This window comes from Rhodobacter capsulatus, from assembly GCF_052363175.1.
Taxonomy (GTDB): Bacteria; Pseudomonadota; Alphaproteobacteria; order Rhodobacterales; family Rhodobacteraceae; genus Rhodobacter; species Rhodobacter capsulatus_D.
Window position 1 is genome coordinate 2,461,849 of record NZ_CP198946.1, and the last position, 13,394, is coordinate 2,475,242.

Here is a 13,394-nt window from a genome sequence, read left to right on the forward strand (position 1 = left end):
CATGGCGGCAAAGAGCAAGGGGGCAGGCACGCCCGCCCCCCCGGATCGCTCAGATCATTTCCACGAGGCGACGAGTTCGTCGTAGCTCACGGTGATCGGCTTGTCCTTTTCCTCGGCAAGCTTCAGCTGCGGCGCAAGCGAGCCATGTTCCTTCGAATAGGCGTTCCACCAGTCGAGATCATGCTCTTCGGCGAGTTTCGGCCCCATATCGCCCTGCATGCCGGAGCGTTCCAGACGGCCGAGCACCTGCTCTTGCGCGGCGCAAAGCGCATCCATCGCCTCCTGCACCGACTTCGCCCCCGAGGAAGCATCGCCGATGTTCTGCCACCAGAGCTGCGCGAGCTTCGGATAGTCGGGGACGTTGGTGCCGGTCGGCGTCCACTGCACGCGCGCGGGCGAGCGGTAGAATTCGATCAGCCCGCCCAGCTCCGGCGCGCGTTTGGTGAAGCTCTCGTGACGGATCGTGCTTTCGCGGATGAAGGTCAGACCGACATGGGCTTTCTTCACGTCCACGGTCTTGCTGTCGACGAACTGGGCATAGAGCCAGGCCGCCTTGGCGCGGTCGACCGGGGTCGATTTCATCAAGGTCCAGGCGCCCACGTCCTGATAACCAAGCTTCATCCCCTCCTGCCAGTAAGCACCATGCGGGCTGGGCGCCATGCGCCATTTCGGCGTGCCGTCCGCGTTCACCACCGGCAGGCCGGGCTTCACCATGTCGGCGGTGAAGGCGGTATACCAGAACGCCTGTTGCGCGATCTCGCCCTGCGCGGGCACCGGACCGGCCTCGCCGAAGGTCATGCCCTCTGCCGCGGGCGGGGCATAATTCTTCAGCCAGTCGACATATTTCGAGACCGCATAGACGGCCGCCGGGCCGTTGGTATCGCCACCACGCGCCACGCAAGACCCGACCGGACGGGAATTCTCGTCAACGCGGATGCCCCATTCATCGACCGGCTTGCCGTTCGGCAGGCCCTTGTCGCCGTTCCCGGCCATCGAGAGCCACGCATCGGTGAAGCGCCAGCCCAGCGAGGGGTCCTTCTTGCCGTAATCCATGTTGCCATAGACTTTGGACGGCCCGCCGATATAGCTCATGTCGCGACCGGTGAAGAACTTGGCGATGTCCTCATAGGCCGACCAGTTCACCGGCACGCCAAGATCGTAGCCATATTCGGCCTTGAAATCAGCCTTGGTCTTTTCGTCGTTGAACCAGTCGTAGCGGAACCAGTAGAGGTTGGCGAATTGCTGGTCGGGCAGCTGGTAAAGCTTGCCATCGGGCGCGGTGGTGAAGGACAGGCCGACGAAATCCTGCAGATCAAGCCCCGGGTTCGTGACATCCTTGCCTTCGTTCGCCATCCAGTCGGTCAGATCGCGGACCTGACCATAGCGCCAATGCGTGCCGATGAAGTCGCTGTCGTTGATATAGGCGTCATAGATGTTTTCGCCCGTCTGCATCTGGGTCTGGATCTTCTCGACCACATCGCCTTCCTGAATCAGGTCGTGAACAACCTTGATGCCGGTGATCGCGGTGAAAGCGGGCGCCAGCGTCTTCGATTCATAGGCATGGGTGGTCAGCGATTCCGACACGACGTGGATTTCCATGCCCGCAAAGGGCTTGGCCGCGTCGATGAACCATTGCATCTCCTTTTCCTGGTCTGCGCGCGAAAGCGACGACAGATCGCCGATCTCGCTGTCAAGGAAGGCCTTGGCTTCGTCGATGCCGGCAAAGGCCGGCGATGTGACGAGCAAGGCCAATCCGATGGCCGTGGTCAGGTGCAGTTTCATGTTCTCCTCCCTATTGAGATACGTGAAGCTTTGCTTGGTGCGGGCGTCACACCCAGCGGAAGACCGCTGCGGCGTAAACGAGGCACAGGGCGAGAGCCCACCACAGGGTGGGGCCGACGAAGGCGAGCCAGATCAGGTTGATGAAGGCCGAGCCGAGAAGCGTGATGAAAAGCCGGTCGCCGCGGGTGGTCTCGATCCGCAAAACGCCGACGCGCGGGGTTTCGGGAAAGCGGATCGCCAGCACGGTGAAGGTCACAAGCAGGCAGGCGATCACACCGAAGAAGATCGCGGTGGGCAGGGTCCATGCCATCCAGGCCATGACGGTCTCCTTACACGCGGCCCAGGGCAAAGCCCTTGGCGATGTAGTTGCGAACGAAGTAGATCACGAGCGCGCCGGGGATGATGGTCAGCACCCCCGCCGCGGCGAGCACGCCCCAATCCATCCCCGAGGCCGAGACCGTGCGCGTCATCGCGGCGGCGATCGGTTTGGCATTGACCGAGGTCAGCGTGCGGCTGAGCAGCAGTTCCACCCAGGAAAACATGAAGCAGAAGAAGGCCGCGACACCGATGCCGCTGGCGATCAGCGGCATGAAGATCCGCACGAAGAACCGCCCGAAGGAATAGCCGTCGATATAGGCGGTCTCGTCGATTTCCTTGGGCACGCCGCGCATGAAGCCCTCGAGGATCCAGACCGCAAGCGGCACGTTGAACAGGCAATGCGCCAGCGCCACCGCAATATGGGTGTCAAACAGCCCGACCGAGGAATAGAGCTGGAAGAAGGGCAGCGCGAAAACCGCGGGCGGCGCCATCCGATTGGTGAGCAGCCAGAAGAACAGATGCTTGTCGCCCATGAAGCGATAGCGCGAGAAAGCATAGGCCGCAGGCAGCGCCACCGCGATCGAGATGACCATGTTTTCAACTACATAGATCATGGAGTTGACATAGCCCATATACCAGCTCGGATCGGTCAGGATGGTGCGGTAATTGGCCAGCGTCAGATCGCGCGGCCAAAGCGAGAAGGTGCCGAGGATCTCGGTATTGGTCTTCAGGCTCATGTTCACGAGCCAGTAGATCGGCACCATCAGGAACAGGATGTAGAGCGTCATCACCAACGCCTGTTTCGGGCTTTTCATCATTTGCCCTCCGCCTTGTCGAGATTGACCATCACTGTGTAGAACACCCAGGAAATCGCGAGGATGACGAGGAAATACATCAGCGAGAACGCCGCCGCCGGGCCAAGGTCGAACTGGCCGACCGCCATCTTGACGAGGTCGATCGACAGGAAGGTGGTCGAGTTGCCGGGGCCGCCCCCGGTGAGCACGAAAGGCTCGGTATAGATCATGAAACTGTCCATGAAGCGCAGCAGCACCGCGATCAGCAGCACGCCCTGCATCTTCGGCAGTTCGATGTAGCGAAACACCGACCAGCGGCTGGCCTGATCGATCTTGGCGGCCTGATAATAGGCCTCGGGGATCGATTGCAGACCGGCATAGGCCAGCAGCGCCACCAGCGAGGTCCAGTGCCAGACATCCATCACCACCACCGTCACCCAGGCGTCGATGGCATTGGCGGTGTAGTTGTAATCGATGCCGAGCTGCGCCAGCGTGTAGCCAAGCAGGCCGATGTCGACGCGCCCGAAGATCTGCCAGATCGTGCCGACGACGTTGAACGGGATCAGCAGCGGCAAAGCCATCAGCACCAGACAGACCGAAGCCCAGAAGCCCTTTTTCGGCATGTTCAGGGCGACGAAGATGCCCAGCGGCACCTCGATCGCCAGGATGATCGCCGAAAAGATCGCCTGCCGTCCAAGCGCGGCCCACATCCGCTCCGAATGCAGCATCTCATCGAACCATTCGAGACCGGCCCAGAAGAACTGGTTGTTGCCGAAGGTGTCCTGCACCGAGTAATTCACCACCGTCATCAGCGGCACCACCGCCGAAAAGGCGACCAGCACCAGAACCGGCGCCACCAGGAACCAAGCCTTGTTGTTGAGCGTCTTGTCCATCAGCGCCCCTCCCCGAGCGGTGCGACACGCCAGCCATCGGCATAGACGTTGATTTTTTCCGGTGCGAACAGGATGCGGGTCGCATCCGCCGCAATCTCCGTCCCCTCGGGGGCGGTGATGTTGACGGGCGCGCCCATGACCTCGCCGCGGATGATCCGGTGCCGTCCCACATCCTCGATCCGGCGCACCCGGAACGGCAGCCCGACATCACGGTCGAGCCCGCAGAATTCGGGGCGGATGCCGATCTGGGTGCGGCCCGTCATCGGCCCGTAAGAGGCGCCCAGCGCCACCTCGACCCCGCCGATCACGGCCCGCGATCCAGAGATTTCGGCATCGAACAGGTTCATCCCCGGCGAGCCGATGAAATAGCCGACGAAAGTATGGGCCGGACGCTCGAACAGCTCTTCGGGCGTGCCCATCTGCAGCACCCGCCCATCATGCATCACCACCACCTTGTCGGCGAAGGTCAGCGCCTCGGTCTGGTCATGCGTGACATAGATCATCGTATGGCCGAACTCGCGGTGCAGCGACTTGAGCTGCGTGCGCAGCTCGAATTTCATGTGCGGATCGATCACCGTCAGCGGCTCGTCGAACAGGATCGCGTTCACATCCTCGCGCACCATCCCGCGCCCGAGCGAGATCTTCTGCTTGGCATCGGCGGTCAACCCGCGCGCCTTGTGCGACAGCTCGGCCTCCATCCCGATCATCGCCGCGATCTGATCGACCCGCGCCTTGATGTAGCCCGCGTCCATGCCGCGGTTGCGCAGCGGAAAGGCCAGGTTCTCGCGCACGGTCATCGTGTCGTAGACGACCGGGAACTGAAACACCTGGGCAATGTTGCGCGCGGCGGTGGGGGCGTCGGTGACATCGGTGTCGCCAAACAGGATCCGCCCGTGCGAGGGCCGGAGCAGCCCCGAGATGATGTTGAGAAGCGTCGATTTCCCACAGCCGGAAGCGCCAAGCAGCGCATAGGCCCCGCCGTCCTCCCAGACATGGTTCAATTCTTTCAGCGCGTAATCGGCCTCCGAGCCGGGGTTCGGCTGGTAGCTGTGCGCAAGATTTCGCAGCGTGATCTGTGCCATGATGCCCCCCTCAGGCCGCGAAGGCATAAGAGGCCGGCGCGGCAAGCTGCCCGTCCTCGGTGAAGAGGTAAAGGAAGCTCGGATCGACGGCGACGGTCTGGCGCGAGCCCGGCGCAAGCTGATGCACGCCATGCACCAGACCGACCCATTTCTGCCCTTCATGGTGCAGATGCAGGAAGGTCTCGGAGCCGGTGATCTCGGTCCCGCTCAGCTCGCAGTCGAATTCGACCGCAGTGCCGCGATGCGTCCCGGCCAGCGCGACATGGTTCGGACGGAAACCGGCCAGATAGCGCCCGTCCGCAAGCCCCGCCAGTGCCCCGTCGGCCGGAAGGTTGGCCCCATGCCCGAAGCTGAGCCGGTGGCCGCGCTTCTCGACCCGGATGAAATTCATCGGCGGATCCGAGAACACACGCGCCGTGGTGATGTCGGCGGGCTGGCGATAGACTTCGGGGGTGGGGCCGAACTGGGTGACGCGGCCTTCCCAGAGGCTCGCGGTGTTGCCCCCAAGCAAGAGCGCCTCCTCCGGTTCGGTGGTCGCATAGACGAAAATCGCCCCCGAGGCCTCGAAGATCTTCGGGATCTCGACGCGCAATTCCTCGCGCAGCTTGTAATCAAGGTTCGCAAGCGGCTCGTCGAGCAGCACGAGCCCGGCGCGCTTGACCAAAGCCCGCGCCAGCGCGCAGCGTTGCTGCTGTCCGCCCGAAAGCTCCAGCGGCTTGCGCCCGAGCATCGGCACCAGCTGCATCATCTCGGCGGTTTCACGCACCCGCCGGTCGATCTCGGACCGGTCGAGCCCGATCAGCCGCAGCGGCGAGGCGATATTGTCGTAAACGCTCATCGCCGGGTAATTGATGAACTGCTGATAGACCATCGACACGCGGCGGTCCTGCACGCGCTGCCCGGTCACATCGGCGCCCTCCCAGAACAGCCGCCCGGTCGTCGGCTGATCAAGCCCCGCCATCAGCCGCATCAGCGAGGTTTTGCCGGACAATGTCGGTCCGAGCAGCACATTCATCGTGCCCTTTTGCAGCGTCAGATCCGTGGCGTGGATATGCACCCGCCCGCCAACGGACCTGGAGACGCCTTTCAGCTCCAGTGTCATTCTCTCTCCCTCGTTCCGCGGCCAAGCCTTTTCCGCGCGGCGTCTCCTCACGCCGCTGCAGTCCTTGTCTTGGCGCGGTGTCTCCTCACCGCGCGGCCATGAACTCCTCCAGTGCCGCAACCTCTTCGGCGCTCAGGCGCAGACCAAGCTTGGTCCGTCGCCAGATCACATCCTGCGCCGTGCGAGCCCATTCCCTGTCCATCAGCCAGACCACTTCGGCTTCGGTCAGCGTTGCCCCGAAGTCCCGCCCCAAGTCGTCGGCGCAGGCAGCATGACCCAGAATCGCGCGCGCGTCCAAGCCGTAATGGCGCACCAGACGCAGGGCCCAGTCCGGGCCCAGAAACGGATAGTCGCGCTGCAGATCCGCAATCACCCGGCCGGTGTCCTGCGGGGAAAAATCACCCCCCGGCAACGCGACCCGCGCCGTCCAGGGCCCGGGCATCGCCGCAAAAAAGGGCTGCAGCTTCTCAAGCGCGCTTTCGGCCAGCTTGCGATAGGTAGTGATCTTGCCGCCGAAAACGCTCAGCACCGGCGCGCCCTCGCTGGCATCGACCGACAGCACATAGTCGCGCGTTGCCGCCGTCGCCGAACTGGCGCCATCGTTGTAAAGCGGGCGCACCCCCGAATAGGTCCAGACGATATCGGCGCGCGTCACCGGCTTGCGGAAGTATTGCGAGGCGAAGGCGCACAGATACTCCTGTTCGGCCTCGGTGCAGCGGGCGGTGTCGGGCGGGCCCAGATGGTCCTGATCGGTGGTGCCGATCAGGGTGAACTCGCCCTCATAGGGGATCGCGAAGATGATCCGCCCGTCCTCGCCCTGCAGGAAATAGCAGCGATCATGGTCGTAAAGCCTGCGGGTGACGATATGGCTGCCCCGCACGAGGCGGATCGAAGCCGGGCTCTCAAGCCCGATCGTGTTGCGCACCACCTGCTCGACCCAGGGCCCCCCGGCATTGACAAGCGCGCGGGCCAGATGCGTGCGACGGCCCTCGGGGCCTTCGGTGACGATGCGCCAGAGCCCGCCTTCGCGTGCGGCCGAGACCACGCGCGTCCGCACGAGGATCTGTGCCCCGCGCGCGGCGGCATCGCGCGCATTCAGCACGACAAGCCGCGCATCCTGCACCCAGCAGTCGGAATATTCATAAGCGCGGCGGAACCTCTGCTGCAGCGCCGCCCCGGCCGGGTCGCGCGCAAGGTCAAGCGCGCGGGTGCCGGGCAGAATTTCGCGCCCGCCCAGATGATCGTAAAGAAACAGCCCCAGCCGCAGCAGCCAGTCGGGGCGGCGCCCCTTCATCCAGGGCATCAGCAGCGAGAGCAGCCGCGAGGTGGGCGTGTCGCTTTCGAACCGCATCCCCGGATGCAACGGCAGCACGAAGCGCATCGGCCAGCTGATATGCGGCATCGCCGCAAGCAGGATTTCGCGTTCGCGCAGCGATTCACGCACGAGTCGGAATTCGAAGAACTCAAGATAGCGCAGACCGCCGTGAAACAGCTTGGTCGAAGCCGAAGAGGTCGCCTGCGCAAGATCACCCATTTCAGCCAGCGTGACCGACAGGCCGCGCCCGGCTGCGTCGCGGGCGATGCCGCAGCCATTGATGCCGCCACCGATGACAAACACATCGACCGGCCCGATATCGGCTGAATCCGCAGTCACTCTGTCCCCTCCCTTGGGCATGATCGCAGGAGGCGCGAGAATCGCTCGAATGTCAAATATTTGTTTTCGTTTTTGCGCGAAGCGAACATTGTCGCGCTTTGACGATGACATTCGGGCGCATTGATCTAGACTAACATGACACTCATGTGACGTAGAGGCAGCAAGGGTCAGGAGGCAAGATGGCGCTCAATCTCAGGCAAAACGAGATCCTCGAGATCGCGCGCACCGAAGGGCGCGTGGTGGTCGAAGACCTTGCCGAACGGCTCAATGTCTCGGTGCAGACGATCCGGCGCGACCTTTCGGACCTGTCGGAAGCGGGGCTGATGGATCGCGTGCACGGCGGCGCGGTGATCCGGATCGGGGTGGCCAACTTCGCCTATGAAGAACGGCGCCGGATGCACGAGGCGGCAAAGACCGCGATCGGCCGGGCCTGCGCGCAGATGATCCCCGACAATTGCTCGATCATCCTCAACCTCGGCACCACCACCGAGGCGGTCGCGCGCGAATTGCGCAACCATCGCAACATCACCGTGGTGACGAACAACATCAATGTTGCCAATATCCTGCTGGCCAATGAGAGCTGCGAGATCATGGTCGCGGGGGGCACGCTGCGGCGTTCCGACGGGGGGCTCGTGGGGGATCTGACGGCGGATTTCATGAGCCAGTTCAAGGTGGATTATGCGATCATCGGCGTCTCGGCGCTGGATGAAGAAGGCGATCTTCTGGATTTTGACCTGGCCGAGATCCGCGTCAGTCGGACCATCCTGCAACAAGCCCGCAAACGGATTCTGGTGACCGACGCCTCGAAACTGTCGCGCTCGGCGCCAGTGCGGCTTGCCTCGCTGCAGACGCTGGATGCGCTTTTCATCGACCAGCCGCTGCCCGAAGCGCTGGCGCAGCGCTGCGCCGACTGGGGCACCGAGGTGCATGTGGCAAACGCGGACCATCGTGCGTGATCCGATCTGCGGCGCAGCGGGCTGACGGCGCAAGCCGCGGTGCCGGGCGTCAGATTTCCGGGGAGCCCGGTGCGCTCACCCCTCTCCGAGCGCGCGCAGGAGTTGCTGCGCCGCTGCGCGCAGGGGCGTGTCGCGGCGGTAGAAGGCGCGCAGCGGCAGGCTCGGCACGCGCTCGATCGGGCGGGTGACCAGCCCCGTCGTCAGCAGGCTGTCCGCGGTCATCGCGTCGATGATGCCGATGCCGCCGCAGGCGCTGATCATGTGACAGACGGTCGAGCTGTAGGGCACCTGACAGGCCAGCTGATAGGTCAACCCCTCGGCCCGGAACGCGCGGCGGATCACCGCCCCCATCGGCGACCAGTCCGGATCAAACCCAACGAGCGGCTGATCGCGGAAATCGGGGATGACCAGCACGGGACGCGCGGCCAGCGGGTGATCGGGCGGCATCACCGCCACCAGCGCCACATCGCAGAGCGTCTCCTCGGCCAGATCGGGCCGCGGCGGCACGGCCAGTTGCATGCCGATATCGGCGCGGCCGCGGCTCACATCGTCTTCGGGCTCGCCCACCCACAGCCGCCACTCCGAACGATCAGCTCTCGGAATATCTGGGCGGGCAAATGCCTGCGGGGGTGCGCATCTGGTCGAAGGCCGGGCACAATCTCTGGACCGGCGATCCGAAGGCCTCGTGGTTCAAGCATGACATGATCCGGCTCGCAGCGCCGGGGCAGAAACCGCTGATCTTCGTTCTGATGACGCAGGGCGAGCGGCTGGCAAACGAGGTGCCCGACGCCTTCCCGCGCATCGGCCGGTTCCTGTTCGACGCCCTGAGCGGGGAGAGCGCATGAGACGGGCCCTGCGGCCGGTCTTTCCCGAGATCCTGCCGCTTCTGGCGATCTGCCCTCAAACGGCCGGCGTTTCAGCCGCTCCGACGCCCAGAAGCGCCAGAATTCGGTCGCGCAGCGCCACGAAAGCCGGGCTCGAACGATCCGCTCGCGCCGCGGGCGGAACCTGCAGAATGGTGGCGATCCGCCCCGGATGCGGCTGCATCACCACCACCCGATGGCCGAGATACACCGCTTCGTCGACATCATGCGTGACCAGAAGCGCCGTCGCCCCCTCATGCGCCACGATGCGCTTGAGCTCCTCCTGCATCCTGAGCCGGGTCAGCGCGTCAAGCGCCCCGAGCGGCTCGTCAAGCAGCAAAAACCGTGGCCGCCCGACCAGCGCGCGGGCAATCGCCACCCGCTGCGCCATGCCGCCCGAGAGCTGCCGCGGCCAGGCCTTGGCGAATTTCGCAAGCCCCACAAGATCAAGGTGATCGCGCACCTCCCTTGCCCGGGTCTCGGCATCAAGCGGGCTGTTCAAAAGCGCCGCCGCCACATTCGCCTCGGCGGTGAGCCAGGGCAGCAACCGATGATCCTGAAACACGATGGCCCGATCGGCCGCAGGGCCGGTGACCGGCACGCCATCAACGCGGATCTCGCCGCGGAAATCGCGATCAAGCCCGAGGATCAGCCGCAACAGCGTGGACTTGCCGCAACCGGAGGCGCCAACGATGGTGACGAACTCCCCCGCCTCGACGGTCAGGGTGATGTCGCGCAGCACCTCAAGCGCCCCTTCACGCAGGGCGAAGCTCTTGCTGAGGGCGCGGATCTGCAACGCGGGGGACGGCGTGGTCATGCCCGGTGTCCTTTCAGAACTCTGGCTTCAAGCGCCTCGGCAAGGCTGTTGTAAACCAGCCCGACGGCGCCAAAGATCGCGATGGCGAGAAACAGCAGGTCCATGTCGAACATCTGGCTGCCCTCGCTCAGACGCCCGCCAAGGCCCGGGGTGATGTTCATGAACAACTCGGCGCCGACAGTGGCAAGCCAGGCGTAGATCAGCGCCGTATGCAGGCCGGTGAAGATCTGCGGGGCCGCGGCGGGCAGCGCGACATGGCGCAGATATTGCACCCGCGAAAACCGCAGGCTGGCGGACAATTCGCGCAAGGGCTCAGGCACAAGGGCGATGCCGCGCCAGGTGTTGATGACCGTCGGCTGAAAGGCGGCCAAGGCGATGAAGGCGATCTTGCCGCTGTCACCACCGCCAAACCACATCGCCAGCAGCGGCACCCAGGCGAAAAGCGCGGTCTGGCGCTGCGCCACCACGGTTGGGCCGATGATCTGAACGACAAGCCGCGAGGCCCCCAGAACCGCGCCAAGGCTGACCCCCGCCGCGGCCCCGATCAGAAAGCCGATCAGGTTGCGCCGCAGCGTTTCGGCCAGATCGCCAAGGATGGTGCCGCTGCGCAGCTCGGTCATCAGGCGGGCCACGATGTCGAGCGGCGCGGGCAGAAACCGCGGATCGACCAGGGCGAAGCGATGCGCCAGATCCCACAGCGCCAGCACCAGAACAAAGGAGAGAAAAGGCCGCAGATCGCGGCCCCGCGGCGCGGAAAGCTCAGAGGCCATGTCCGCCCCCCGTCTGCCAGGGTTGCAACCAGCGTTCAACCCCGCGCAGAGCCAGATCAAAGGTGAAGCCCAGAACCGCGATCACCGCCATCGCGACCAGAACAAGATCGAGCTGGAACAGTTGCCGCCCCCAGGTCATCAGGTAGCCGAGCCCCTCGAACGAGGCGAAAAGCTCCACGATCACAAGACTTTGCCAAGCGTTGGCCAAACCCTCGCGCAGCCCCGTCGCGATCTGGGGAAGCGCCTGCGGCACCACGATCAGCCGCAGCCGCTGGCGCCGCGTCAGGTGCAGGGCCACCCCCAGTTCGCGCAGCGCGGCAGGCACGTCCCCCACCGCACGCGCCGTAGCCAGGATCACCGGGATCGACACCGACCAGCCGATCACCACCACTTTCAGCGCCTCGTCGATGCCGAGAAACAGCGTCAGAAGCGGCATCCAGGCCAGCGCATTCACCCGCGTCGCCGCCTGCACCGGCGGCCAGACCCAAGCCCGAAACGCCGGCACCAGCCCCACCGCCGTCCCGAAGACCAGACCGACCGAAGCCCCCAGCGCGAAGCCCTCGGCGACGCGGATCAGGCTGGCCTTGGTGTGTGCCGCAAGGCTGCCATCGGCGCACAGGTCAAGGAAGCTTTGCCAGACCACGGCAGGCGCGGGCAGGATCTGCGGCGGCACCCAGCCCTGCGCCGCGCCGAGCGACCAGAGCGCCAGCAGCGCCAGCGGAAAGGACAGCCCGAGCAGGATCTGCCGCGAGATGGCGCGAAGCGGCGCAAGGCTGGGTGCCAGCCCGCGTGCAAGACGCGGCAGAGCGGGAAGCGGAGCGGGAGAACTTTGGATCAGGGTCATCGTCGTCATCGGCCTCTTGGGAAAAGCCGGTCCGGACAGCCCGGACCGGCGAGGGCTCAGCCACCGGTGCCGGGCGTCGCGTCATTGCTGCCGATCTCCACGGGCTCACCATCGGCGCCACGTGTCGACCAGAAATGCTCGAGCTTCAGATCCTTCAGCGCGGTGTCGAGATAGCTGTGATCGAACCAGGTCGCGATCTGCGGATCCCCCTTGAGCAGCCCGTAACTCTTCGCCGCCTCGGCCTGCTCGGTGTAGCGCGCGACCACATAATCATCGATCAGCGGGTTCAGGATCTGCGACAGCCGCACGCCCTCGAAATTCGCCTCGAAGGTGGATTTCGGGAAGCCCGAGGCGGTCCAGGCGTCAAAAACCTCGGCGCGGTTTTCGTCTTTCGTCACGAAGGCGGTGGTGGCGATGAGCGAGGTCACCACCTTTTGCGTCAGCTTCGGGTTTTCCGTCGCGAAAGCCTCGGTCACCAGAAACGAGGTGTTGCGCCCCAGCGTCGGATCATCGCCCTTCGTCGTGTAGGGAATGCTCACCACGCCCTTTTGCGCCAGCGCCAGATATTCCTGCCCGCCAAAAACCGCATCGACATTGCCCGAGGTGAGCGCCGCCACCGCGGAATTGGCATCAAGGTTGATGAACTTCACGTCCTTCTCGCGCAGCCCGTGGCGTTCCAGGATGCGGTCGGTGGCGTTTTGCAGGTTGGTGCCCTTGAACAGCGCCACCTTGTGCCCCTTCACATCCTCGACGGTCTTGATGTCGCTGCCGGGCGCGACCGCCAGATAGATCGGGTCGTTGCGGCCCGTCGCAAAGAGGAACTTGTGGTGAAGACCGTTCGCCCGCCCGACGATGGCGGGCAGATCGCCGAGCAGGAAGAAATCAAGCTGCCCCGCCGCCACCGCCTCGTTCAGCGCGGGCCCCGCGCCGCGAAAGAAGGTCCATTCGATCTTGATGCCATCCTTGGCGAAATCCTTTTCCAGCGTTTCGCGGGTGCGGGCATAGGCGATCGCGGTGGAATGGCTGTAGGGGCGATTGTCGGCGCCCACACCGGGGAAGCCGAAGCGGATCACCTTGGCATCATCTTCGGCCTGGGCGGCCGTCGTGGTCAGCACGGCCAGGGCAAGCGTGGCCAGAAATTTGGGAAGGCTCATGGTCGGTCCTTGAAATGGGCAGCGGCCGGGCTGCGGGGAAGGTTTGCGGCCAGACAGCCGCGGGAAAGAAACTCGTGGAGCGGCGCAGGCCCTTCAGCCGAGCAGGCCCCGCCTCGGGACAGCCTTGCCTTGACCGGACACGCCCGGTGCGGCAGGGGCAGTTCAGCGCCGTTCCGAAAACAGAATACGAAAAATCACGACAAGATCAGTAGAATATATTCAGCGATCTTTGCACCAATTTCGAAAACCGCAATTTCCCCGCAGGGTTGCACGAAGAAAACCGACGATCACCGCCTTTGACAAAGCCACCGTGAGTCGCGCCCAGAGCCTGTGGCGGTCTGGCGCGTTCGGCTGAGCGGCAGGTC

The 13,394-nt window shown here is 64.5% G+C and carries 14 protein-coding genes; 2 read left to right on the forward strand and 12 right to left on the reverse strand.

Translation table 11 applies throughout. The features are described 5' to 3' along the window. Positions 1–54: 54 nt before the first annotated feature. The 7 genes from ACTTAI_RS12925 to glpD form a co-directional block, all read right to left on the reverse strand. A complete protein-coding gene (locus tag ACTTAI_RS12925) occupies positions 55–1,782 on the reverse strand; it encodes an ABC transporter substrate-binding protein (RefSeq protein ID WP_444451956.1) in 1,728 nt (575 codons plus the stop codon). A 46-nt stretch (positions 1,783–1,828) separates the two neighbouring features. Next, positions 1,829–2,101, reverse strand: coding sequence for a DUF2160 domain-containing protein (locus ACTTAI_RS12930; RefSeq protein ID WP_444451957.1), 273 nt, complete (start codon positions 2,099–2,101; stop codon positions 1,829–1,831). A gap of 10 nt (positions 2,102–2,111) precedes the next feature. Next, a complete protein-coding gene (locus ACTTAI_RS12935) occupies positions 2,112–2,918 on the reverse strand; it encodes a carbohydrate ABC transporter permease (RefSeq protein ID WP_444451958.1) in 807 nt (268 codons plus the stop codon). Further along, on the reverse strand, positions 2,915–3,787 hold the full coding sequence (locus ACTTAI_RS12940; RefSeq protein WP_444451959.1) for a carbohydrate ABC transporter permease: 873 nt from the start codon (positions 3,785–3,787) through the stop codon (positions 2,915–2,917). The genes ACTTAI_RS12935 and ACTTAI_RS12940 overlap by 4 nt, the downstream gene beginning before the upstream one ends. Further along, the gene (locus ACTTAI_RS12945) at positions 3,787–4,869 is read right to left on the reverse strand and encodes an ABC transporter ATP-binding protein (protein WP_444451960.1); all 1,083 of its coding nucleotides are present in this window, start codon (positions 4,867–4,869) and stop codon (positions 3,787–3,789) included. The genes ACTTAI_RS12940 and ACTTAI_RS12945 overlap by 1 nt, the downstream gene beginning before the upstream one ends. 10 nt (positions 4,870–4,879) lie before the next feature. Further along, positions 4,880–5,971, reverse strand: coding sequence for an ABC transporter ATP-binding protein (locus tag ACTTAI_RS12950; RefSeq protein WP_444451961.1), 1,092 nt, complete (start codon positions 5,969–5,971; stop codon positions 4,880–4,882). An 85-nt stretch (positions 5,972–6,056) separates the two neighbouring features. Continuing rightward, the gene (gene glpD / locus ACTTAI_RS12955; RefSeq protein WP_444451962.1) at positions 6,057–7,646 is read right to left on the reverse strand and encodes a glycerol-3-phosphate dehydrogenase; all 1,590 of its coding nucleotides are present in this window, start codon (positions 7,644–7,646) and stop codon (positions 6,057–6,059) included. Positions 7,647–7,804: 158 nt separating this feature from the next. Here glpD and ACTTAI_RS12960 point away from each other — a divergent pair, with 158 nt between their 5' ends. Then, positions 7,805–8,581 carry a DeoR/GlpR family DNA-binding transcription regulator gene (locus tag ACTTAI_RS12960; RefSeq protein WP_444451963.1) on the forward strand — a complete coding sequence of 259 codons (777 nt, stop codon included), beginning with the start codon at positions 7,805–7,807 and terminating at the stop codon, positions 8,579–8,581. Positions 8,582–8,656: 75 nt separating this feature from the next. Here ACTTAI_RS12960 and ACTTAI_RS12965 read toward each other — a convergent pair whose 3' ends face one another. Continuing rightward, the gene (locus ACTTAI_RS12965) at positions 8,657–9,148 is read right to left on the reverse strand and encodes a LysR substrate-binding domain-containing protein (RefSeq protein WP_444451964.1); all 492 of its coding nucleotides are present in this window, start codon (positions 9,146–9,148) and stop codon (positions 8,657–8,659) included. Between the two features lie 50 nt (positions 9,149–9,198). On the opposite strand from ACTTAI_RS12965, the gene ACTTAI_RS12970 reads away from it, so the two are divergent. Further along, on the forward strand, positions 9,199–9,426 hold the full coding sequence (locus tag ACTTAI_RS12970) for a hypothetical protein (protein ID WP_444451965.1): 228 nt from the start codon (positions 9,199–9,201) through the stop codon (positions 9,424–9,426). Between the two features lie 55 nt (positions 9,427–9,481). Here ACTTAI_RS12970 and ACTTAI_RS12975 read toward each other — a convergent pair whose 3' ends face one another. Genes ACTTAI_RS12975 through ACTTAI_RS12990 form a run of 4 tightly spaced genes read right to left on the reverse strand, consistent with a single transcriptional unit; the run spans position 9,482 to position 13,029 of the window. Beyond that, on the reverse strand, positions 9,482–10,261 hold the full coding sequence (locus ACTTAI_RS12975; protein WP_444451966.1) for an ABC transporter ATP-binding protein: 780 nt from the start codon (positions 10,259–10,261) through the stop codon (positions 9,482–9,484). Beyond that, positions 10,258–11,031, reverse strand: a complete 774-nt coding sequence (locus tag ACTTAI_RS12980) for an ABC transporter permease (RefSeq protein WP_444451967.1) — start codon at positions 11,029–11,031, stop codon at positions 10,258–10,260. The genes ACTTAI_RS12975 and ACTTAI_RS12980 overlap by 4 nt, the downstream gene beginning before the upstream one ends. Continuing rightward, the gene (locus tag ACTTAI_RS12985) at positions 11,021–11,884 is read right to left on the reverse strand and encodes an ABC transporter permease (RefSeq protein ID WP_444451968.1); all 864 of its coding nucleotides are present in this window, start codon (positions 11,882–11,884) and stop codon (positions 11,021–11,023) included. The genes ACTTAI_RS12980 and ACTTAI_RS12985 overlap by 11 nt, the downstream gene beginning before the upstream one ends. Before the next feature lie 47 nt (positions 11,885–11,931). Beyond that, positions 11,932–13,029, reverse strand: coding sequence for an ABC transporter substrate-binding protein (locus ACTTAI_RS12990; RefSeq protein ID WP_444451969.1), 1,098 nt, complete (start codon positions 13,027–13,029; stop codon positions 11,932–11,934). Positions 13,030–13,394 lie beyond the last annotated feature (365 nt).

What these genes read in the sequence shown, in the direction of transcription:
- ACTTAI_RS12925 (WP_444451956.1), bottom strand. Translation starts at nt 1,782, where the DNA reads ATGAAACTGCACCTGACCACGGCCATCGGATTGGCCTTGCTCGTCACA.
- ACTTAI_RS12930 (WP_444451957.1), bottom strand. Translation starts at nt 2,101, where the DNA reads ATGGCCTGGATGGCATGGACCCTGCCCACCGCGATCTTCTTCGGTGTG.
- ACTTAI_RS12935 (WP_444451958.1), bottom strand. Translation starts at nt 2,918, where the DNA reads ATGATGAAAAGCCCGAAACAGGCGTTGGTGATGACGCTCTACATCCTG.
- ACTTAI_RS12940 (WP_444451959.1), bottom strand. Translation starts at nt 3,787, where the DNA reads ATGGACAAGACGCTCAACAACAAGGCTTGGTTCCTGGTGGCGCCGGTT.
- ACTTAI_RS12945 (WP_444451960.1), bottom strand. Translation starts at nt 4,869, where the DNA reads ATGGCACAGATCACGCTGCGAAATCTTGCGCACAGCTACCAGCCGAAC.
- ACTTAI_RS12950 (WP_444451961.1), bottom strand. Translation starts at nt 5,971, where the DNA reads ATGACACTGGAGCTGAAAGGCGTCTCCAGGTCCGTTGGCGGGCGGGTG.
- glpD (WP_444451962.1), bottom strand. Translation starts at nt 7,646, where the DNA reads ATGCCCAAGGGAGGGGACAGAGTGACTGCGGATTCAGCCGATATCGGG.
- ACTTAI_RS12960 (WP_444451963.1), top strand. Translation starts at nt 7,805, where the DNA reads ATGGCGCTCAATCTCAGGCAAAACGAGATCCTCGAGATCGCGCGCACC.
- ACTTAI_RS12970 (WP_444451965.1), top strand. Translation starts at nt 9,199, where the DNA reads ATGCCTGCGGGGGTGCGCATCTGGTCGAAGGCCGGGCACAATCTCTGG.
- ACTTAI_RS12975 (WP_444451966.1), bottom strand. Translation starts at nt 10,261, where the DNA reads ATGACCACGCCGTCCCCCGCGTTGCAGATCCGCGCCCTCAGCAAGAGC.
- ACTTAI_RS12980 (WP_444451967.1), bottom strand. Translation starts at nt 11,031, where the DNA reads ATGGCCTCTGAGCTTTCCGCGCCGCGGGGCCGCGATCTGCGGCCTTTT.
- ACTTAI_RS12985 (WP_444451968.1), bottom strand. Translation starts at nt 11,884, where the DNA reads ATGACGACGATGACCCTGATCCAAAGTTCTCCCGCTCCGCTTCCCGCT.
- ACTTAI_RS12990 (WP_444451969.1), bottom strand. Translation starts at nt 13,029, where the DNA reads ATGAGCCTTCCCAAATTTCTGGCCACGCTTGCCCTGGCCGTGCTGACC.